The 19,448-nt window shown below is 67.7% G+C and carries 18 protein-coding genes; 11 read left to right on the top strand and 7 right to left on the bottom strand.

The window, feature by feature from the left end; all coding sequences use genetic code 11:
- Both ACM0PK_RS11015 and ACM0PK_RS11010 read left to right on the top strand, forming a co-directional pair.
- Window positions 1-688 (top strand): thioredoxin family protein (locus tag ACM0PK_RS11015; protein ID WP_495498525.1); only part of this gene is annotated, 688 nt, incomplete at its 5' end.
- The gene (locus tag ACM0PK_RS11010; RefSeq protein ID WP_111200442.1) at window positions 685-1,251 is read left to right on the top strand and encodes a TlpA family protein disulfide reductase; all 567 of its coding nucleotides are present in this window, start codon (window positions 685-687) and stop codon (window positions 1,249-1,251) included. The genes ACM0PK_RS11015 and ACM0PK_RS11010, both read left to right, overlap by 4 nt.
- A gap of 99 nt (window positions 1,252-1,350) precedes the next feature.
- Here the strand turns inward: ACM0PK_RS11010 and ACM0PK_RS11005 are convergent, their stop codons facing one another.
- Window positions 1,351-2,271: a bifunctional helix-turn-helix transcriptional regulator/GNAT family N-acetyltransferase gene (locus ACM0PK_RS11005; RefSeq protein WP_134972272.1), complete on the bottom strand. Its 921-nt coding sequence runs from the start codon at window positions 2,269-2,271 to the stop codon at window positions 1,351-1,353.
- A gap of 279 nt (window positions 2,272-2,550) precedes the next feature.
- Here ACM0PK_RS11005 and ACM0PK_RS11000 point away from each other — a divergent pair, with 279 nt between their 5' ends.
- Together ACM0PK_RS11000 and ACM0PK_RS10995 are read left to right on the top strand one after the other, a co-directional pair.
- Window positions 2,551-5,109, top strand: a complete 2,559-nt coding sequence (locus ACM0PK_RS11000) for a TonB-dependent receptor plug domain-containing protein (RefSeq protein ID WP_258013359.1) — start codon at window positions 2,551-2,553, stop codon at window positions 5,107-5,109.
- A gap of 205 nt (window positions 5,110-5,314) precedes the next feature.
- Window positions 5,315-7,837, top strand: a complete 2,523-nt coding sequence (locus ACM0PK_RS10995) for a PepSY domain-containing protein (protein ID WP_180885466.1) — start codon at window positions 5,315-5,317, stop codon at window positions 7,835-7,837.
- Between the two features lie 44 nt (window positions 7,838-7,881).
- Here the strand turns inward: ACM0PK_RS10995 and ACM0PK_RS10990 are convergent, their stop codons facing one another.
- The gene (locus ACM0PK_RS10990; RefSeq protein WP_414607609.1) at window positions 7,882-10,470 is read right to left on the bottom strand and encodes a methyl-accepting chemotaxis protein; all 2,589 of its coding nucleotides are present in this window, start codon (window positions 10,468-10,470) and stop codon (window positions 7,882-7,884) included.
- A gap of 202 nt (window positions 10,471-10,672) precedes the next feature.
- Here ACM0PK_RS10990 and ACM0PK_RS10985 point away from each other — a divergent pair, with 202 nt between their 5' ends.
- Window positions 10,673-11,512 (top strand): arylamine N-acetyltransferase family protein, encoded by an 840-nt coding sequence (locus tag ACM0PK_RS10985; RefSeq protein ID WP_134972730.1) that lies wholly within the window; start codon window positions 10,673-10,675, stop codon window positions 11,510-11,512.
- A gap of 210 nt (window positions 11,513-11,722) precedes the next feature.
- Complete coding sequence (locus ACM0PK_RS10980) at window positions 11,723-12,439, top strand: ABC transporter substrate-binding protein (RefSeq protein WP_061478210.1); 717 nt, start codon at window positions 11,723-11,725, stop codon at window positions 12,437-12,439.
- Here ACM0PK_RS10980 and ACM0PK_RS10975 read toward each other — a convergent pair.
- Entirely contained in the window at window positions 12,423-13,334 is a 912-nt protein-coding gene (locus ACM0PK_RS10975) for a LysR substrate-binding domain-containing protein (protein ID WP_032954576.1), read from the bottom strand. The genes ACM0PK_RS10980 and ACM0PK_RS10975 overlap by 17 nt on opposite strands.
- A 98-nt stretch (window positions 13,335-13,432) precedes the next feature.
- Between ACM0PK_RS10975 and ACM0PK_RS10970 the strand changes: the two genes are divergently transcribed.
- A complete protein-coding gene (locus ACM0PK_RS10970; RefSeq protein ID WP_176698770.1) occupies window positions 13,433-13,576 on the top strand; it encodes a hypothetical protein in 144 nt (47 codons plus the stop codon).
- A 7-nt stretch (window positions 13,577-13,583) separates the two neighbouring features.
- Here ACM0PK_RS10970 and ACM0PK_RS10965 read toward each other — a convergent pair whose 3' ends face one another.
- Window positions 13,584-14,150: a GIY-YIG nuclease family protein gene (locus ACM0PK_RS10965; protein ID WP_072167283.1), complete on the bottom strand. Its 567-nt coding sequence runs from the start codon at window positions 14,148-14,150 to the stop codon at window positions 13,584-13,586.
- A 133-nt stretch (window positions 14,151-14,283) separates the two neighbouring features.
- On the opposite strand from ACM0PK_RS10965, the gene ACM0PK_RS10960 reads away from it, so the two are divergent.
- On the top strand, window positions 14,284-15,066 hold the full coding sequence (locus tag ACM0PK_RS10960; protein ID WP_180885470.1) for a serine hydrolase: 783 nt from the start codon (window positions 14,284-14,286) through the stop codon (window positions 15,064-15,066).
- A 13-nt stretch (window positions 15,067-15,079) separates the two neighbouring features.
- Here ACM0PK_RS10960 and ACM0PK_RS10955 read toward each other — a convergent pair whose 3' ends face one another.
- Complete coding sequence (locus tag ACM0PK_RS10955; RefSeq protein ID WP_065178823.1) at window positions 15,080-15,673, bottom strand: TetR/AcrR family transcriptional regulator; 594 nt, start codon at window positions 15,671-15,673, stop codon at window positions 15,080-15,082.
- Between the two features lie 16 nt (window positions 15,674-15,689).
- On the bottom strand, window positions 15,690-16,286 hold the full coding sequence (locus ACM0PK_RS10950) for an NAD(P)H-dependent oxidoreductase (protein WP_072167285.1): 597 nt from the start codon (window positions 16,284-16,286) through the stop codon (window positions 15,690-15,692).
- 125 nt (window positions 16,287-16,411) lie between these two features.
- Between ACM0PK_RS10950 and ACM0PK_RS10945 the strand changes: the two genes are divergently transcribed.
- Complete coding sequence (locus ACM0PK_RS10945) at window positions 16,412-16,945, top strand: hypothetical protein (protein WP_134972854.1); 534 nt, start codon at window positions 16,412-16,414, stop codon at window positions 16,943-16,945.
- A gap of 33 nt (window positions 16,946-16,978) precedes the next feature.
- On the opposite strand, the gene ACM0PK_RS10940 is transcribed toward ACM0PK_RS10945, so the two are convergent.
- The gene (locus ACM0PK_RS10940) at window positions 16,979-17,806 is read right to left on the bottom strand and encodes an isocitrate lyase/PEP mutase family protein (RefSeq protein WP_005419692.1); all 828 of its coding nucleotides are present in this window, start codon (window positions 17,804-17,806) and stop codon (window positions 16,979-16,981) included.
- Window positions 17,807-17,971: 165 nt separating this feature from the next.
- On the opposite strand from ACM0PK_RS10940, the gene ACM0PK_RS10935 reads away from it, so the two are divergent.
- Together ACM0PK_RS10935 and aroQ are read left to right on the top strand one after the other, a co-directional pair.
- Window positions 17,972-18,700, top strand: a complete 729-nt coding sequence (locus ACM0PK_RS10935) for a DOPA 4,5-dioxygenase family protein (RefSeq protein WP_180895489.1) — start codon at window positions 17,972-17,974, stop codon at window positions 18,698-18,700.
- 291 nt (window positions 18,701-18,991) lie between these two features.
- Window positions 18,992-19,435 (top strand): type II 3-dehydroquinate dehydratase, encoded by a 444-nt coding sequence (gene aroQ / locus ACM0PK_RS10930; protein WP_065186305.1) that lies wholly within the window; start codon window positions 18,992-18,994, stop codon window positions 19,433-19,435.
- Window positions 19,436-19,448: the final 13 nt, after the last annotated feature.

Genomic DNA, 19,448 nt, shown 5'->3' with positions numbered 1-19,448 from the left:
GCTGGCACGAAGCCGATCAGCAGGAACGGCAGCGCTGGCACGCCGCCTGCCCAAGCCCGGCCCGTGGATGGAAACGCTCAAGCACGTGCTGGCCTTCCCGATGTACGCCACTGCGCTGTGGCTGCTGTGGGTGCTGGGCAAGCAGCGCGGCGTGGACGGCATGGCGCTGGTGCTGGGTGGCCTGCTGCTGTTCGCGTTCGGCCTGTGGCTGTTTGAACGCAACCGCTGGACCGGCTCGCGTGCGGGGACCCTGCTCGGCGTGCTGCTGGCGATCGGTGCGCTGGTTCCGGCCTGGGGCGTGACCCAGCTGGCACCGCCGGCGAGGGCCGCACAGGCCGCCAGCGACAACGTGGTCGAGTATTCGCCGCAGCTGCTGGACCGCCTGCGCGCCGACAACCGCGTGGTGTTCGTCAACATGACCGCCGACTGGTGCGTGAGCTGCAAGGCCAACGAACGTGCGGTGCTGTCACGGCCGGAGTTCAAGGAACTGCTCAAGCGCACCAATGCGGTGTACATGCGCGGTGACTACACCAACGTCGACCCGCAGATCACCACGTTCCTGGAAGAGCACAAGGCGGTGGGCGTACCGCTGTACGTGGTGTACGGCCCCGGCGCGCCGCCGACCGTGCTGCCGACCCTGCTGACCCAGGCGGTGGTCGAGGAAGCGCTGCTGCGCACCGCACGATGAAGTGGCAACGGCCAGCGCTGCTGTGGACAGCGGTGCTGGCCGCCGGCCTGGGCCTGTGGGCCGGGCATCGATTGGCACCCGACCCATCATCACCTGCCGCGCCAGCGACGGCTTCCAGGGCGACGGCCATGAAGCCCACGCTGCAGGTGGGCGATCAGTTGCCCGCGCTGACACTGCCGGACCTGGCGGGACAGCCATTGGTCCTGCGCGATCGCTTTGCCGGCCGACCGCTGCTGATCAACGTCTGGGCCAGCTGGTGTGCGCCCTGCGTGGAAGAGATGCCCGAACTGGCGCGCTTCGCCGATGCCCAGGGCGACAACGGTGTGCAGGTGCTGGGTCTGGCGCTGGACACCACGGACGACGTGCGCGGTTTCCTGCAGCAGGTGCCGGTGGACTACCCGATCGTGATCGAGACACCGGGCCCGCGCGATGCCAGCGTGCAGCTCGGCAACGCGCAAGGCTTGCTGCCTTACAGCGTGTTGTTCGATGCGCAGGGGCGAATGGTAAAAGCGAAGCTGGGACCGTTCGCCCACGGCGAGATCGAGGCATGGGCCGCCCCATAGGCCTGCGTCGGCGGTGCAGGTGCCACTCAACAACCTGCTGGAGAACGTCCTGCGCCGGCAGCATGCGGGTCCAGGCAGCATGCGCTGCGGCCGATCGCATCAGACCAGCGGGCGCGCCCACAGCTGGGACACCTGCGGCTGGCCGAACAGCTGTTCGTTCTGCTCTGCTATCAACTCGAAACCGGCCCGTTCGTACAGGCCGCGCGCGTCGGTGAGCGCGGCATTGGTCCACAGCACCATGCGCTTGTAGCCCACCGCGCGCGCGAAACTCATCGCCTCCTCCACCAGCCGCTGCCCGATGCCCCGCCTGCGCGCACTGGCATCGACGTGCAGCAGCCGCAGCTTGGCATTGTGCGCGTCGTGCCGGACCACGAACACCGAGCCCACCGCGGTGCCATCCAGTTCGGCGATCCAGCAGCGCTCGGTCTGCGGGTCATGCTCGCGCAGGTAGCGGGTGACGATGTCGGCCACCAGCGCTTCAAACTCGGCGTTCCACCCGAATTCGCGTGCATACAGCGCGCCGTGCTTCTGGATCACCCAGCCCATGTCGCCGGGGCGGGGATCGCGTAGCACGCAACCCGACGATGTACCTCCCAGCAGCGCCTGGATCTGTCCCATCGCCTCCAGAAGGCGCTGGCATCCCGCTTCACTGATGCCTCCCAGCATGGCACCGATGCTTTCGCTGGACGCTGCATCCAGCTGTGCGAAGGCGGCGCGGCCCGCCTCGGTCAACACCAGCCGGTTCGCGCGCGCGTCCATCACCGATGGCTCGCGTTGAACAAGGCCGCGCGCCTGCAGCCCGCTCAACAGCCGGCTGAGGTAGCCCGCGTTGAGGTCCAGCTGATGGCCCAGCTGCGCAGCTGTGATGCCCTGGCCCGTCGCCAGTTCGAACAGCACCCGCGCTTCGGTGAGGGTGAAGTCGCTGTGCAGCAACCGCTCCTCGAGCACGGCGATCCTGCGGGTGTAGAAGCGGTTGAAGGCGCGGACCTGTGCAACGGGATCGGCAATGAGCGTAGACACGGGACATCCTGATGGTTGCCTGAAGCACATACTACGTGCTTTCAGCATACATATGAGACTGTTCTGCGATCCATTCCGCGACTTTGCACCTTAAATCGAAAGATCCGTTGCGGTACGGTTTACGTTCTGTTAATTCTACGTTTAGCGACCAGGGCCCTGGCTGCAAGGAGAACCAACAGGATGAACCACTGACCGACAAACCACTCAAATCGACTGCAGGGTGCATGCATGAAACACGGAATTCGCAGAAGTGTTCGGGCTCCAGACGCAATCACGCCCTTGGCATCCGCAGTAATGGTGGCCCTCGCCACCGCGCTGCTGTCCACCAGCCCCGCTGCATGGGCGCAGGACAGCAGCACATCGACGACGCCCGACGCGGCCACCACCCTGGATACCGTTTCGGTGCTGGGCAGCCGCACCAAACCGCGCACGGTGTCGTCGTCGGCGGTGCCGATCGACATCATCAGCGGTGAAGAGTTCCGCAACCAGGGCGCGACCGACGCCCTCGACCAGCTCAAGGTGCTGGTGCCTTCCTTCAACGTCAGCACGATTCCCATCGACGATGCGGCCAGCCTGGTGCGTCCGGCCAACCTGCGTGGCCTGCCGCCGGACAACACCCTGCTGCTGGTCAACGGCAAGCGTTTCCACCGCTCGGCGGTGATCACCTTCCTCGGCCATGGCCTCTCCGATGGTGCGCAGGGCCCTGACCTTTCGGTGTTCCCGTCACTGGCACTGGAGCAGGTCGACGTACTGCGCGACGGTGCCGCCGCGCAATATGGATCGGACGCCATCGCCGGCGTGCTCAACTTCGGCCTGAAGAAGCTGCGCGAAGGCGGTACTGCCGAGGTCTTCGCCGGGCAGTACTACAAGGGCGACGGGCTTACCACCCAGTACTCGGCGCAGATCGGCCTTCCGCTGACCGAGCACGGTTTCGCCACCCTGACGGCTGAGTGGCGCAAGGCCGACGACACTTCGCGCAGCGTGCAGCGCGATGATGCCGCCGCGGTGGCGGCGGCCGGCTACCCCGGGGTGAACGACCCGGCGCAGATCTGGGGATCGCCGAAGGTGGACGACGACCTCAAGCTGGTCGCCAACCTCGGCTACAACACCGAAAACGTGGAGTTCTACCTGTTCGGCAACTATGCCAAGCGCGAGGTGGACGGCGGGTTCTACTACCGCGACCCCACCGCGCGTTCGGGCGTGTACTCCAATGATGGGGGTGAGACGCTGCTGGTGGGCAACCTGACCGGCGTGGGCAGTTGCCCTTCCATCGCCCTGCGCGACGGCGCCGGCAGCCTGCTGCCCTACAGCACCGTAAGTGGCGCCGTGGGTGCACTGCCGGCCAACTGCTTCACCTTCCTCTCCAGTCTGCCCGGTGGCTTCACCCCACGCTTCGGCGGCGAACTGGAGGACGCTTCGGTGTTCGCTGGCGCCAAGGGCACGTGGGGCCAGTGGTACTGGGACGTAAGCGGCTCCTGGGGCCGCAACGATATTGAATTCACCATCTACAACACCGTCAACGCGTCGCTCGGGCCTGACCAGCCGGCCGGGTTGCTGTTCCGACCCGGCGGTAACACCCAGACCGAAAAGAACCTCAACGTGGACGTAAGCCGGGACATACCGGCCAGCTTCAGCAGCCAGCCGCTGCGCCTGGCGATGGGCGCCGAATGGCGCGAGGAGAGCTTCAGGATCAGCCCCGGTGATGGCCCATCCACCGCCATCGGCCCGCTGACCGAACAGGGCTTCGCGCTTGGCTCCAACGGTTTCAATGGTTTCAGCACGCGCACCGCCGGCACCTTTGATCGCCGCAACTGGGCGGCCTATGCCGACCTGGAAGCCCAGCTCACCGACAAGCTGCTGCTGGCCGGTGCGCTGCGCTACGAGGACTACGATTCGTTCGGCAGCACCACTACCGGCAAGTTCACCGCGCGTTTCGACTTCAACGAGCACTTCGCCCTGCGCGGTGCCTACAACACCGGCTTCCGCGCACCGACTCCCGGCCAAGCCAACGTCAGCCAGATCAGCACCGTGTTCGGCGGCACCGCGCTGGAGGACATTGCCACGCTTCCGCCCACCAACCCGATCGCGCAACTGAAGGGCGCCCAGCCGCTCAGTCCGGAAGAGTCCAGGAATGTGTCACTGGGAGCGGTGTGGACCGCGGGCGACTGGCTGATCACCCTGGACGGCTACCAGATCAAGGTGGAAGACCGCATCGCGTTGAGCACCAGCTTTGCGGTCACCCCGGAAGAGCGCGCGGCGCTGGTGGCCGGCGGCAATGCGGAGGCCGCCTCCATCTCGCAGGTGACCTACTTCGGCAACGCCTTCGATACCACCACGACCGGCGTGGATCTGGTGACCAGCTTCAAGAGCGATCACTTCGGCGGGGTAACCACCTACTCGCTTGCCGCCAACTGGAACCGCACCAAGGTGGATCGCTACGACACCGACTTCATCGACGAAGCCCGCGTCTACAAGCTGGAGAAATCGCTGCCCAGGACCAAGGGCTACTTCAGCATCCACCACCAGCGGCAGATCTTCCATGCCAACCTGCGCTTCAATTACTACAGCAGCTGGTACGAAGACCATCTGGACAGCGGCGTGATCTCCGCCGAGGACGGGGGCCTGCCGATCTATGGCGGCAGCGCGCTGATCGTGGATGCAGAGGTGGGCTGGAAGTTCGATTCGGGCCTGTATTTCAGCCTCGGCGCGCAGAACCTGTTCGACCGCACGCCGGCCGACAACCCCTGGAGCGGGGTGGCCGGTGCGCAGTACCCCGTGCACTCGCCCTATGGATTCAACGGCGGCTTCTATTACGCGCGGGTAGGCTGGAAGTTCTGAGCCCTGCGTGAAGACCCGGGACGACAGCCAGGGAAGGCTGCGTCCCTGCGTCCAAGTACACCGCGACGGGGGCAGAGGCCAGGCACAGCCCGGCCTCTGTCCAACGGCTTGACCGCAGCCAACGCGCCACGGAGAATTCCGCGACTAATTCTCATTTGCTGTTGCGCAGGATGCGGGCGGCAGCCTCCCGGGCCCTCCTTCTTCGATGTTCAAGAACGTCCTGTTCCAACTGCACTGGCTGCTGGGCATCACCGCAGGTGCCGTCCTGGCCGTGATGGGCCTCAGCGGCGCCGTGCTGTCCTTCGAGGACGAGCTGCTGCGCGCTGCCAATCCCGGCTTTGCCGAGATCGCCGAGCACCATGCCGACGGACAGCATCCCCTTGCACTCAGTGAACTGGTGCCGCTGCTCCAGGCCGGCAGCGAACGCCCCCTGCAACGCCTGCGTATCGATGCCACCGGACAGCGGCCGTCGGTCGCGCGCTTTGCCGGCGGCAAGGACCACTGGGTGTACTTCGACCCGTACAGCGGTGAGCGCTTCAGCGCCCTGCGCGGCCAGGCGTTCTTCGACTTCGTCGAGGACCTGCATCGCCACCTTGCCGCGGGCGAACGCGGCAAGTGGATCACCGGCAGCTGTGCCATCGCCCTGCTGTTCTTCACCCTGTCCGGCCTCTACCTGCGCTGGCCACGACGCTGGTGGCACTGGCGCAGCTGGCTGGCAGTGGAGTGGAAACGCAGCGGGCGCGGCTTCCTGTGGAGCCTGCACTCGGTAGTCGGCACCTGGGTGCTGCTGATCTACCTGATGAGTGCGCTGACCGGCCTGTGGTGGTCGTTCGACGGGTATCGCAGCGCGGCCAGCACGCTGCTGGGCGTCCCACCGGCGGCCAAGCGCCAGGTTGCCACCGATGCATCGCTGGACCTGCACCGCATTGAAGCCACGCTGTACGCGCTGCCGGGCGTGCGCGCCGGCTTCATTGACCTGCGCCTGCCGGAGAAGCCCGGGCAGGCGCTGAACGTGCGGGTGATGGCCGGTGATCCGTCGCAGCGCGGCGGCCACCACGATCGTGCGCATGACCTGCTGCAGCTCGATCCGGCCAGCGGTGCGGTTCTCGATGCCCGCCCGTACGCACGCCAGGGCGCGGGCGGACAGCTGGCCACCAGCGTGTTCGCGCTGCATTCGGGCAGCTACTTCGGTGTACCCGGGCGCGTGGTGGTGATGCTCAGCAGCCTGGGCATGAGCCTGTTCTTCATCACCGGCTGGATGCTGTACCTGGACCGCCGCCGCAGCCAGCGTGCCGCGCGCGGGCTGCGCCAGGCGCTACCGATGCCGGCCAGCGACGCCGGCAACGCAGCGTGGCTGGTGGTGCATGCCAGCCAGAGCGGACTGGGCGAACAGCTGGCGTGGCGCGCGGCGGCACAGCTGCAGGCGGCCGGCCATGCGGTGCGGGTGCTGCCGCTGGCGCGCATCGATGCCGCGCTCCTGCTGCGCGCATCGAGCGCGCTGTTCGTGCTGAGCACCTTCGGCGACGGCGAGCCGCCCGATGCCGCCCGGCGCGCAGCGCGGCAGTTGCTGGCACAAGCGCTGGACCTTTCGGGCCTGCAGTTCGGCCTGCTCGCGCTGGGTGACCGCCAGTACCCGCACTACTGCGGCTTCGGCCGCCGGGTCGATGGCTGGTTGATCGGAAACGGCGCGCGTGCACTGTTCGAGCGCGTCGACGTCGATGCCGCCTCGGTCCCGGCGCTGCGCCGGTGGCAGCAGGAGCTGGGTGCGCTCACCGGCATCGTCACCGATGACAGCGTGCTGCCTGCGGCTACGCAGATGCATGAGTGGCGCCTGCTCGGCCGCGACCGCCTCAACCCTGGCAGCGTCGGCGGAGCCATCTGGCGTATCCGTCTTGCCGCACCGGCCGACGTGCAGTGGCAGGCGGGTGACATCCTGCACATCGCGCCCCGCCACAATGCGCAGCATGCCGGTGCCGTGTTGAAGGCGCATGGGCTGGATCCGCTGCAGCCACTGCTGGTCGATGGCCATCCGCGCACGCTGCTGGCGCTGGCCAGTGAACGCGAGCTGCCCGAAGCCGATGCTGCGCTGGCGGTGCAGGATGCCTGCCTGTGGCTGGCCGGGCTGCCGCTGCTGCCCAGTCGCGAGTATTCGATCGCCTCCTGCACGGCTGATGGCGTGGTGGAGCTGGTGGTGCGGCTGGTGCATGACGCCTCCGGTCGAGTCGGGTTGGGCTCGGGCTGGCTGTCGTTGCATGCGCCGATCGATGCCGGCATCGTCGCCCGCGTGCATCGCAACCCCGGTTTCCATCGCGTCATTGGCGCGCCGATGGTGCTGATCGGCAACGGCACCGGCATCGCCGGGCTGCGCAGCCTGTTGCGCGAAGCCGCCCGTGCAGGCGAACACGGGCACTGGCTGTTGTTCGGCGAACGCCAGCGTGCGCACGATTTCCTGTTCGCCGACGAGATCGAAGCGTGGCAGGCCGATGGCCATCTCGCCCGGTTGGACCTGGCGTTCTCGCGCGATGGCGACGGCGGTTATGTGCAGGATCGCCTGCAGGCGGCCACCGGAACGCTGCGCGACTGGATACAGCGCGGTGCGGTGATCCATGTCTGCGGGTCGTTGCAGGGCATGGCCGAAGGCGTGGACCAGGTGCTGCGAACCGCGCTGGGTGATGAAGTGGTGGAAACGCTGCTGGAAAACGGGCGCTACCGCCGCGACGTGTATTGATTCCTGCCGCCGAACGCTGGTGTGAGCCGAGCATGGGCTCGGCTCTACAGTGTTCCTGCAGCCGATGTAGCGCCGAGCCTACGCTCGGCTGACCAGGCCGCCGCGGCGCGCGCCTGCGGCATCGACTGCAAACGGAATGCGCCCACCGCTTCGGCCAGGGCACGCACCTGGACCTGCATCTGCGCCGTGGAGGTACCGGCCTCTTCCACCAGGCTGGCGTTACGTTGGGTGCTGGCTTCCATCTGCACGATGGTCTGGTTCACCTGTGCGATGCCGGCATGCTGGTCCTGCGACGCACTGCGGATACCCGCCAGCAGCTCGGCCAGCTGCTGCACGCTGCCGACGATCTCGCCCATCGTGGTGCCGGCCTGTTCGGCCTGCTGGTTGCCCTGTCCCACACGCGCCACCGAATCCTCGATCAGGCCCTTGATCTGCTTGGCCGCCTCTGCGCTGCGTTGTGCAAGCAGGCGCACTTCCGCGGCCACCACGGCGAAACTGCGGCCCTGCTCACCGGCACGCGCCGCTTCCACCGCCGCATTCAGCGCCAGGATGTTGGTCTGGAAGGCGATGCCGTCGATCAGCTGGGTAATGTCGCCGATCCGCCGCGATGCCTCGCTGATACCCTGCATGGTCGCCACCACCTGGCCGACAGCCTCGCCGCCGCGCTGCGCCACCGCAGCCGCACCCTTGACCAGCGCGTCGGCACGGCCTGCGGCATCAGCATTGCGACCGACCGTCTCGGTCAGTTCGTGCATGGAAGCGGCGGTCTCTTCCAGGTTGGCGGCCTGCTGCTCGGTGCGCTGTGACAGATCTTGATGACCGGCAACGATCTCGCCAACGCCGGTATCGATACTGGAGGTGGCGTGCTGGATGCGGGTGACGATGCGGCCCAGCTGCGCGACGGTCGCGTTGGCATCATCGCGCATGCGCGCGAACACGCCCTGCAGCTCACCCTCCATGCGCACGCTGAGGTCACCACGGGCCAGCGCGGCCAGCAATGCCTGCAGGTCGCCGAGGTTGGTTTCAAACGTCGCCAGCAGGCGGTTGATGCTGGTCGACAACGTGCGCACGAAGCCCTGCTTGCCCTCCAGCGCGATGCGACCGTGCAGGTCGCCGTGTGCTGCAGCATCGACCAGGGCAGCGACCTCGGTTTCCAGCAGGGTCTCCAGCGCTCGACTGCGCCATTCCACCGCTACGCCGAGGAATTGCCCGTCATCGATGACGGGGTTGGCAATCAGCTGGTAACGCGTGCCGGCATGACCGATCTCGCGCTCTTCGCGCTGGCGCACGCCGGCCAGGCTGACCAACGCCGGATGCAGGCGTACCGCGTCGCTGCCCACCAGCGCTTCGTTCCGCAGGTCAAGCAGCTGCAGCAGTGCCGGGTTGGCGTAGGCGACCTGCCCTTCCGCATCGATCACCATCAAACCGGTCTGGGCACTGTCCAATGCCTGGCGCACCCGGGTGTTGCCGCGCGCCACGGCACGCTCGGTCTCGATACGCGCGCGCAGGCGCTGCTGCATGTCGACCAGGCGCTGGGCCAGCTGGCCGATCTCGTCGTTGGCGTTGTAGACGCGCAGGGCGGTGTCCAGGCGGTCGTCGGCGATGTCGCTGGCGAAGCGCAGGGTGTCACGGATCGGCTGGCGCACTGCACGCAGCACCAGCACGAGGCTGGTGATCAGCACACCGGCGACCAGCAGCACGGTCAATGCAAACAGCACGCTCATCGTGCGCGCACCAGCCTGCTGGCGGGCCTGGGCACGGGCCAGTGCCGCGGCTTGTGCCTGCTGGAATGCGGCCAGCGCAGGCGCTACGCCCGCAGCGGTATCCAGCAGCGACTGCGCTTCCACATCCAGGCCGACACGGGCAGCGGTATACCCCAGCAATGCGGCCTGATACGCCTCCATTCCGGTGCGCAGGGTGTCCTGCGCATACGCGGGCAGGCCCGCCAGCGCGAGATCGAACGGCAGCTTTTCTTCGCTGGCGCGGTCGGCGTGGGTGGAATCACCGTCGAGCAGCAGCAGTGCCTCCTGCCGCCGCATCTTCTGCAGGGACAACGCCAGCGCATCCCGCTGCTGCGCATCCACCTGCCCCTGCAGCGCGTCTGCAGCCTGTTGCAGCTGCGCGGCGAGGCCGGCCTCACCACGGCCCATCTCGTCGACCCGTTCGAACAGGGCGGCAACACCCTGCGAGAACGCGCCTGCAGCTTCGGTCAGCGCCTGCAGGGCCTTGCGCCGGCCTGCATCCATCGGCATCGTGCGCAGCGCCCGCAGATCGTCCTGCAGCGCCTTTTGCGTGGCCAGCAGCTGCGCGCGGTCGGCATCATCGAAACTGCGTGCATACTGGATCTGCAGGCGGCGCGCTTCGGCCACCCGCGTGGCCAGGCGCGCGGCCAGATCACTGCCGCGCTGGTAGCTGGCCTGGCTGCGCGCAGCCTGCGTGCTGGCATGCCCGGTCCAGGCATAGACGGCGGCGATTGCGACCAGTCCCAGGCCACAGACCCACAAGGTCGCCTTGAGCTTGTTGGCTACGCTCAGCCGATGCGGTTGCAGCCACAGCAGCAGGCCGGAAGACGCCGGGCGCAGCGCCGCAAGCCGCGTGCGCAGGGACCGGAGGTGGGGGACAACGGCCGACATGACAGACTCCAGGCAAAAGGACGCACCTGTATCGGCCGGATTCAAGGCAACTTTAGAACTTTCGTCGTCCTGGCCCAGCGGTGACGGGCGGACGCGGCCTTTGTACCGGGTGCAGGCGACGCTGGCGTGACACGACCAGCGCCCTTGACCTCAACCCCGGTTGGGGGAGCACAGTGGACCTCCCCTCCCGCCCGGTGCCGCCATGACGACGCTCGATGTCCCCCGCTACCTGCAGCGCCTGCAGCTGGATGCCCCGCCACCGCTGACGCTGGCCGGCCTGACCCTGCTGCAGCAGCGCCACAACGCAGTGCTGCCGTTCGAGACCCTCAGCTGCCTGCTGCGCGATGCAGTACCGATCGACCTGGACAGCGTGCAGCGCAAGCTGCTCGACGACCGTCGTGGCGGCTACTGCTTCGAACTCAACGGCGGCCTGCTGGCGCTGCTGCAGGCGCTGGGCTTCGATGCGCAGCCATTGAGCGCGCGCGTGCTGCTGGCTGCCCAGGACGGCGAACTGACCGCACGGACCCACCTGCTGCTGCGCGTGCAGGTGGACGGCGATGACTGGCTGGTGGATGCCGGTTTCGGCAGCCTGACCCCGACCGTGCCGCTGCGGCTGCATGATCCGCAACCGCAGGCCACGCCGCACGAACGCTATCTGCTGCAGCGGCTGCCCGGCGAGGGGGATTTCGTGCTGTCCGCCGAATCCGGTGACGGCTGGCGGGCGATGTACCGTTTCGACCTGCACGTGCCCGCACCGATCGACAACGTGGTGGGCAACTGGTACGTGTGCACCCATCCCGACTCCAGCTTCCCTGGCCAACTGCGCGCGTCGCTGACCGGGCCGGACTGGCGACGCACCATCGGCAGCGGCAACTACACCGAGTATCGCCCCGGGCAGGCACCGGACAAGCGTCCGCTACACGATGTTGCCGACGTGCGCGAGGTACTGCAGCAACGATTCGGCATGCAGTTGCCCGACGACCCGCGGCTTGACCCGGCGATCAATGACTGGCTGCAGCGCTCGCACGCCGCAACCTTGTAGAACCGAGCCCATGCCCGGCTGAGCTTGGGCGGCTGGGTCAACAGCAGCCGAGCATGGGCTCGGCTCTACGGAACCGTGCGCGCCTGCAACGCAATCTCCTGCGGCCTCGTCGGCAAACGGAAGGTAGGCCATCCTGCAGTCGTGCAGCATGACACCCCCTTGCAGGGCAGCGCTGGCATGCTGGGTGCCCCTTTCCTCGCGGAGTCCTGCATGTCCCTGGCCGATCACCAAAGTGCGCTGGCACCGCAGGGCTTCCTGCGCGTGGCGATCAACCTGGGCAACCCGGTGCTGGCGCAGGGCGATGCGCACTCGCCGCGTGGACCGTCGGTGGAGCTGGCCGCGATATTGGCGCAGCGCCTGGGTGTGCAGGCACGCTTCACCTGTCACGATGCCGCAGCCTCGGTGGTCGCTGCGGCAGGTGAAGACGGCTGGGATCTGGCCTTCCTGGCCATCGATCCGGCACGCGCCGACCGCATCGCCTTCAGTGCTCCGTACGTGGAGATCGAAGGCACCTATCTGGTGCGCGAGGACAGTCCCGCGCAGCAGGTGACCGACCTCGACCGCGAGGGGCTGCGCATCGCGGTGGGCCGCGGTGCAGCCTACGATCTGTTTCTCAGCCGCGAACTGCGCCACGCCACGATCGAACGGGCCGAGACGTCGGCGGCTGCGATCACCCTGTTCGATCTGCAGCGCCTGGATGCCGCCGCCGGCGTGCGCCAGCCGCTGCAAGCATGGGCGCGGGCGCATCCCGGCCACCGCGTGCTGGCCGACCGTTTCACCGCGATCCAGCAGGCGGTGGCGGCGCCGGCATCGCGCCCCGCCGACGCGCTGCAGGCGCTGTTCGAGGAAGTGGAGGCGATCAAGGCCGGCTCGCTGCTGGAGGAGGCATTCGCGCGCGCCGGGCAGGCGGTCACGCTGGTGCGATGAGTGTAGCGTCCGCCATGTGCCGCACGTGTTCGGCAGCCTGCGCGTGCAGCCAGTCGCGGAAGGCAAGAAAGCCGCGGTGGCGGGCCGAACGCTGCGGGTAGACCAGCCAATGCGGCCAGGCGGTTTTCAGGCGCAGGTTGGACAGCGCAACCAGTTGGCCGGAATCCAGCAACAAGCGCGCCCGCGTCACCCGCCCCAGCGCCACGCCCACCCCGTCCAGCGCCGCACGGTGGTGTGCCTCCGAATCATCCAGCACCGCTACGAAGCGCGACGGCGGGGTCTGCCCGCTCAACGCGAACCAGGCCCCCCACGCGCCATCGGGGTCCCCCAGCAGTGGCCACTGGTTCAGTGGCACCCGGTCGATCCCTCCCATGCGTTCGATCAGCGCCGGGCTCGCCATCGGCAGCAGCCACTCGTCGAACAGCGGCTCAACCACCAGGCCCGGCCACTGCCCGCTGCCCAGCCGCAGCGCGGCGTCGAACTGGCGCTGCCGCTCGAAATCAATCAGGCGCTCACTCGACTGCAGGTTGATCTCGATCTGTGGGTGCTCAGCCACGAAATGACCCAGGCGCGGCACCAGCCACGCCGACGCCATCGACGGCACCGCACTGATCGTCAGCACGTGCTCGGCGCGGGCCGCATAGGGCTGGAAGGCTTCGTTGATCGCATCCAGATGCGGGCCGACCTGGTCGAGCAGGCGCTGCCCCTCCAGGGTGAGGGCGACGCCACGCGGTTGGCGGACCAGCAGTGGCTGCCCGAGCCGCTCTTCCAACTGGCGCATCTGATGGCTGAGCGCACTGACGGTCAGGTTCATCGACGCCGCTGCCCGTGACAGGTTGCCCAGCCGCGCGGCGGCCACGAAACCCTGCAGGGCATGAAGGGGCGGACGAGACATCAGGCTTGAATTCCTCTCAAGGCATGCTTGCGGAAATGTCGCTTTTTGCCCGCCCATGCTGCCCGTATCGTGCAATCCACTCAAGTGGAGGCACGCTCATGAACATCTTCGGCAGCCTGTTGTTCCTGCACGGCCATGTGGCCAACGCCGAGCTGGCACGCCAGCTGGCCAGCCCGTCCACCGACTCCCCTGCGTGCGCGGCGCAACCGGCCGCGCCGGTTCAGCAGCCGGGGACCCGTTGAACGCGGCTCAACCTGTGTACCAGCGTTGGACGTATTCAGGCAGCCAGGGCATTGGATCGATATCCAGTGCCCGGCAACCGTCGAGCGTGTCACGCAGCACGCCCTCACCGGGGCCACCGGAAATCCGCAGTCCTTCCTCTTCCGGAAGCTGCACCACAGCCCAGTCGTGCAGCCGGTCCATGCGCAGGCGCATCGCCACCTGCAGCCACGCCTTCAGCGGGTAACAGCGATAGCCTTGTTCACCCAACGCAGCAATTGCGAGCGACAAGGCCTGGTTGGCACCACGTACCCATTCAGTACGACCCCCGGCCTTGTGCTGGATCGTCATCGGTGCCGGTGCGCGGTGCGCCTTGAACGGCGAACGCAGCTGCAGCTCCAGATCACGTGCATCACGCTCGCCCTCCGCTTCCACCAGCGCACCGGCATCGAGGTCGAAGAACTCGAACCAGCGCCGATGCAATGCGCTGATGCGTCCGAGCGGATCACGTGAAAAGCCGATCTTCGCGTAGTCCTCCCACGCACACGGGAAGACGTAGGTAAAGACACGACCATCGATGCGGATATCCGATTGCATGTGCGCAGGCTGCCTCCACCTCAGCCCGGGCGCAACCGGGCGCTACCGTGCACGCTGCAGCGCACCGGCAGTGCGGCTTCGTGCAGCCGGCACGAACTATTCTTGCTGACTGTCGCTGCCATCTCCGCCCGCCGTGCCGTCTGCTGCGCCCGCCCCCCTACCGATTTCATCCATCACCCTGGAAGCGGCAACCTCTGCGGTGATTCACCAGCACAACGCTGAAACCGCGCGGCAACCGGCATCGCTGACCAAGCTGATGACCGCCTACGCCACCTATGCGTGCGTCGAAGAGAACGGACGCTCGTGGGACGACCCGGTCACCATCGCCGCCGACGATGTGCATGCCGTGGCCGATGATGAAACGCGCATGGGCCTGGTGCCCGGCGAGACAATCACCCTGGCGCGCCTGCTGGAAGGGTTGATGGTGGTGTCCGGCAATGACGCTGCATTGTCGATCGCGCGCCACCTGGACGGATCGCAGGCCGCATTCCTGGAACGCATGAACCGGCACGCACGCCAGCTCGGGCTGCGCAGCACCTGGTTTGCCAGCGTGTCCGGCATCACCACACCGCACCATGTCTCCAGCGCGCGCGACATGGCGGTGCTGGCCGCCCGCCTGTTGAACGATCATCCGCAGATCCTGGCGATCACCGCGCAGCGCGCGTTCGCCCATGGCAGCTTCAATCGCAGCAACCAGAACGCCCTGCTCGGCGAAGACGGCGTGGACGGCTTGAAGACCGGCTACACCCAGGCCGCAGGCTTCTGCCTGGCCGCCACCGCGTGCCGGCCAGTACCCGGGCGGGACCAGCCGGTACGGCTGATCACCGTGGTGTTGGGCTCTGCAAGCCGCGACGCGCGCGACGCACTGGTGCGCGACCAGATGGCCGCGGGATTCGCCGCCCTGGCCGGCGGCTGACCGCGCGTGCGGCTCAGCGCCGCTTGACCGTCGCCACGATCAGCCGCTGCAGCTCGGCCACGGCACCGGCCTTGTCCAGCGCGCCGGCAGCCACACCCTCTGAAAGGGCTTCAGCCGCACCGAGGATGGCCCAGCGCCCCGCCAGCGACACCGTGCCGTCGGCCGCGAACGGGCCCAGCCAGACCTGGCAGTTGTCGATGAAATCCTGCTGGTAGCGCCGCCGCACCTCATGCAGTTCCGGCGCCCCCACCAGCGCGGCGAGGATGCCTTGCACTTCACTGCCCTGGCTGAGGACGCAGTCGATGTAGCCGGAGGCGATGGCCGCCGCCCGATCGACCAGTTGCGCCCGGGCGCGACCGATGCGCTCGTGGAAGACCACGGTCTGGCGTCCGTCATAGTCATCGTAGAGCGCCGCCAGCAAGCCATTGCGGGTCACGAAGTGATCATAGGCCACAGGCTTGGTCACGCCCGCCGCTTCGGCCAGCCGCCCCAGCGTCAACGCTCCGGTACCTTCTTCGCGGACCAGTGCCCAGGCCACATCCAGCAACTGGCGGGTGCGTTGCTCCCGGGTCATTCGGCGGCGCGTGGGGGTGGCGTTGGCGGGCATCGGCGGAGCACGGCGATCAGCGCATTGGAACACCGATTTTACGGCCGATCGCCAGCGCGGTCTGTAGATGCGCTTCAGCGGCACCGGTATCGGCGTCCAACAGCAGGTGGGACGACAGCACGCGTGCGCCGCAATAGTCGAAGATGCCCATGTCGATCTGCGTCCTCATTGCCGCGTCGTAGCCACGACGTTCGACCATGGCTGCGTCGGCGCCGCCCAAGCCGACCAGATGCACATTCAGGCGCTGCAGCTTCTTCACCAGCCTGCCCTGCGCATCCTGTGCGTAGGCCCAGTCGTTGGTGAACACACGGTCGATCCAGCCTTTCAGCAGCGCCGGGAACGACCACCAGTACAACGGGAACACCAGCACCAGCGTATCGGTGGCATCCAGCCGCGCGTGCTCGGCAGCGACATCGGCCGGTACCGCGCCGGTGCTGCGGAACAACGCCTGGTCCTGCGGGTTGAAGCGCGGATCGAAGCCTTCGGCCATCAGGTCGGCATAGGCCACGGTGTTGCCGGTGTCGGCCGCGGCAATGGCATCACCGATGCGACGCGCCATCGCGTGGGTCAGCGAACCGGGCTCAGGGTGGGCGATGACAATGAGGCTGTGCATGGGGATCTCCAGGAATCGATACCTACCAATGGTAAGTAGCGATTCCGGGGAAACCAGCGCCACCGGTGGGACGCTGTTTTCGCGTCCAACGTATAGTGCAGCGATGCCCTGTGGGACACCCGGAGATGGATCGACGCCTGCCCCTGACGATACTGACGCTGCTGCTGTCGCTGTTGCTGCCATCCGCCTTCGCGGGTGAACTCAGTCCCAGTGACGCGAAGGCCCTGCGCGAAGATGTGCGCGCCCTGATGACTGCCTACGCCCGCGGGGATGCGGACTTCCTCATCGAGCGCACGCATCCCAGCCTCAAGCGGCTGGCCGGCGGCGATGAGGCCTTCCAGGCGATCACCCGCGATGCGTTGAAGAAGCAGCACAGCGGCGGCGTGGTGGTCATCAGCGAAGACGTCGGTGTGCCGACCCGGACCTATGCGGCTGGGGAGGAAGAAGTCTGCTTCGTGCCACGCCAATCCCTGGTACGGGTGCGTGAAACCCCGATGCGCAGCATCACGTTCATGGTGGCCGTGCGCCGCATTGGCGGTTCCGGCTGGACGTATCTGGACGGCACAGGGCTGCAGGACAATCCGCGCCTGCTTCGCCAACTGCTGCCAGCGCTGGAACCCGGCGTGATCCTGCCCAAGCGGGAGATCGAGGCGTTGTAGTCGCCGGCCCTTCCCGCCATGCAGGGCGCGGGGCTACTGGAACAACGCGTTCAAGGCAGCCCCGGACGCCGCCTGCTGCAGGCCATCGAAGCGTCCGTCCTGCACGATCGGCTGGGTCGCCTGCATCAGTCCACCCCACGCGGCACGCGCCAGCGCACCGCCCAGGCTGACCCGGCGAACGCCAAGTGCGGCGATGTCCTGCAGGCTCAGTGCTGTGGGGCCAGCGACCAGCAGGTTCACCGGCTTGGAGCCCGCGGCGGCGACCACCGCACTGATCTGCTCGCGCGTACTGATGCCCGGTGCGTACAGCACATCGGCTCCGGCCTCGGCGTAGGCACGCAGGCGCCGCAGGGTATCCTGCAGATCCGGTACGCCCACGAAGAAGTTCTCCGCTCGCCCGACCAGCAGCACGTCGCCGCCCGCGCGGTCGATGGCCGCACGCGCCGCGCGCAGTCGCTCGACCGCCTGCTCGATGGGTCTCAGTGGTGCATCGGCCAGGCCGCTGGCGTCCTCGATCGACAACGCCGCAATGCCGGTATCGAGCGCCGCGGCCACCGCCTCCTCCACCGCCTGTGGCGTAGCGCCGAAACCATCACCGAAGTCGGCATTCAACGGCAACGGGGTCGCCGCCGCCATCAGTCGCAGGTGCTCCAGCGTGGCCTGCAGCGATACCGCGCCGTCCGGCCGCCCCTCACTCCAGGCGCAGCCGGCACTGGTCGTGGCCAAGGCCTGGAAGCCCTGCCGTTGCAGATAGCGCGCACTGCCCACGTCCCACGGGTTGGGCAGCACGAAGCATCCTGCTGCATGCAACTGGCGGAAGCTGGCGCGCTTGCGCAGGGTGTCGGCATCAGGCGAGGCCATGGCGGGCTCCGGGGCGGCAGACCTGCACCCTAGCCCGCCGTTCGGTCGCGCTCAAGGCGACGAAGGCAGCCGTGCATGAAGTGATGCCGGCTGCTTATTGGACGCCACCGGCAGCCCTGCCCGAGCGTGGACGCCTGCCCCCACAATGCCGCCACGGAGCCCCTCATGCACCCGGACCCGCAGCCCTTCATCGACGCAGGCGACGATGACGCCCACTGGGCCGACCTGCTCTCGCCCGCCCGCCGGCACCTGATCACGTCGGCCGGCCTGGCCGCCGGCGGCCTGGCCAGCGCGTCCACCGCCACCGCCGCCGCGCGCGTCGGCAGCGCCGTGAACACCACCGAACCCGGGCGACCTGGCTTCCGCGCCATCGTTCCGCCAGCGCCCAAGGGCCGCAGCCCCTGGGGCCAGGCCACGGCCAGCGAACCGACCCCGCGCCCGGCCAGCGTGCGCCCCGGCGAGGCCACGTTGCCCACCGCCCCGCGCGCCTACACCGACATCAAGAGCTACCACGCCCATATCTATTTCGATGAGGACAGCTTCGAGAAGGCAGCCCTGCTGCGGCGCTGGGCCGCCGAGCGCTTCCCGGTGGAGCTGGGCAACTGGAACCTGGAGCCGCGTGGCCCGCACGTCACGCCCTCTTTCTACTTCGGCTTCACCAACGACCTGTTGCCGGTGCTGGTGCCGTGGCTGCAGCTCAATAGCCTGGGCCTGACCATCCTGATCCACCCCAACACCGGCGATGGCCGCGCCGATCACCTGTACTACGCGTTGTGGGTGAACCGCGCGCAGCCGGTGAACGCCTACAACTGGCCGGCGCCGCAACCGGGGGAACAGGAGCCGTTGGAGGAGGTATTCCCGAACGTGGTGCCGACGGTATCGTTGGAGACCTGAGCGATCAGCAGAAAGGCAACTCCCAGGTAAGGGCACAGCGGCTGCGCCCTACGCCTCCTCATCCACACAGGTGTGGCTCTGCCGATGAGCGGCCCGGGCGTGATCGTCGGCCTACGTGCTCGCATCCACCGCAAGCATGCCGTTCAGCGCGCCTTGATCCAGCGCCCGCCATACGGCGACAAGCCCTGCGGCGAATTTCAAACGGACGATTGAAACGCTGCAAACTTCGCCGAACTGGACAGCATCCGCCGGTTCCGCCAGACTGCCGCCCTTTCCCGTCTTCCGGATCCCATGGCGAAGCTGCTGGTCCTGCACGGCCCCAACCTCAACCTGCTCGGCACCCGCGAGCCGGAGGTGTACGGCCACACCACGCTGGCCGACATCGACCAGGCCCTGGCCGCGCAGGCATCCGCTGCCGGGCACGCCGTGGAGAGCCTGCAGTCCAACGCCGAGCATGTGCTGGTCGACCGCGTGCAGGCTGCGCGCAACGACGGAACCGCTTTCATCCTGATCAACCCCGCCGCCTTCACCCACACCTCGGTGGCCCTGCGCGATGCGCTGGCAGCGGTGGCGGTGCCGTTCATCGAGATCCACCTGTCCAACCCGCATACCCGCGAACCCTTCCGCCAGCACAGCTACTTCAGTGACAAGGCGGTGGGCGTGGTGTGCGGCTTCGGTGCCGACAGCTACCGCTACGCGATGGACGCGGCGCTGCTGCGCGTATCCGCCACCTGATTGTCGACCCGGG

The sequence above is a fragment of the Stenotrophomonas sp. FR010 genome (genome assembly GCF_047520755.2).
GTDB lineage: Bacteria > Pseudomonadota > Gammaproteobacteria > Xanthomonadales > Xanthomonadaceae > Stenotrophomonas > Stenotrophomonas sepilia.
Note: the sequence above shows the minus strand (reverse complement) of the source record. Positions and strands in the feature narration are given on the sequence as shown.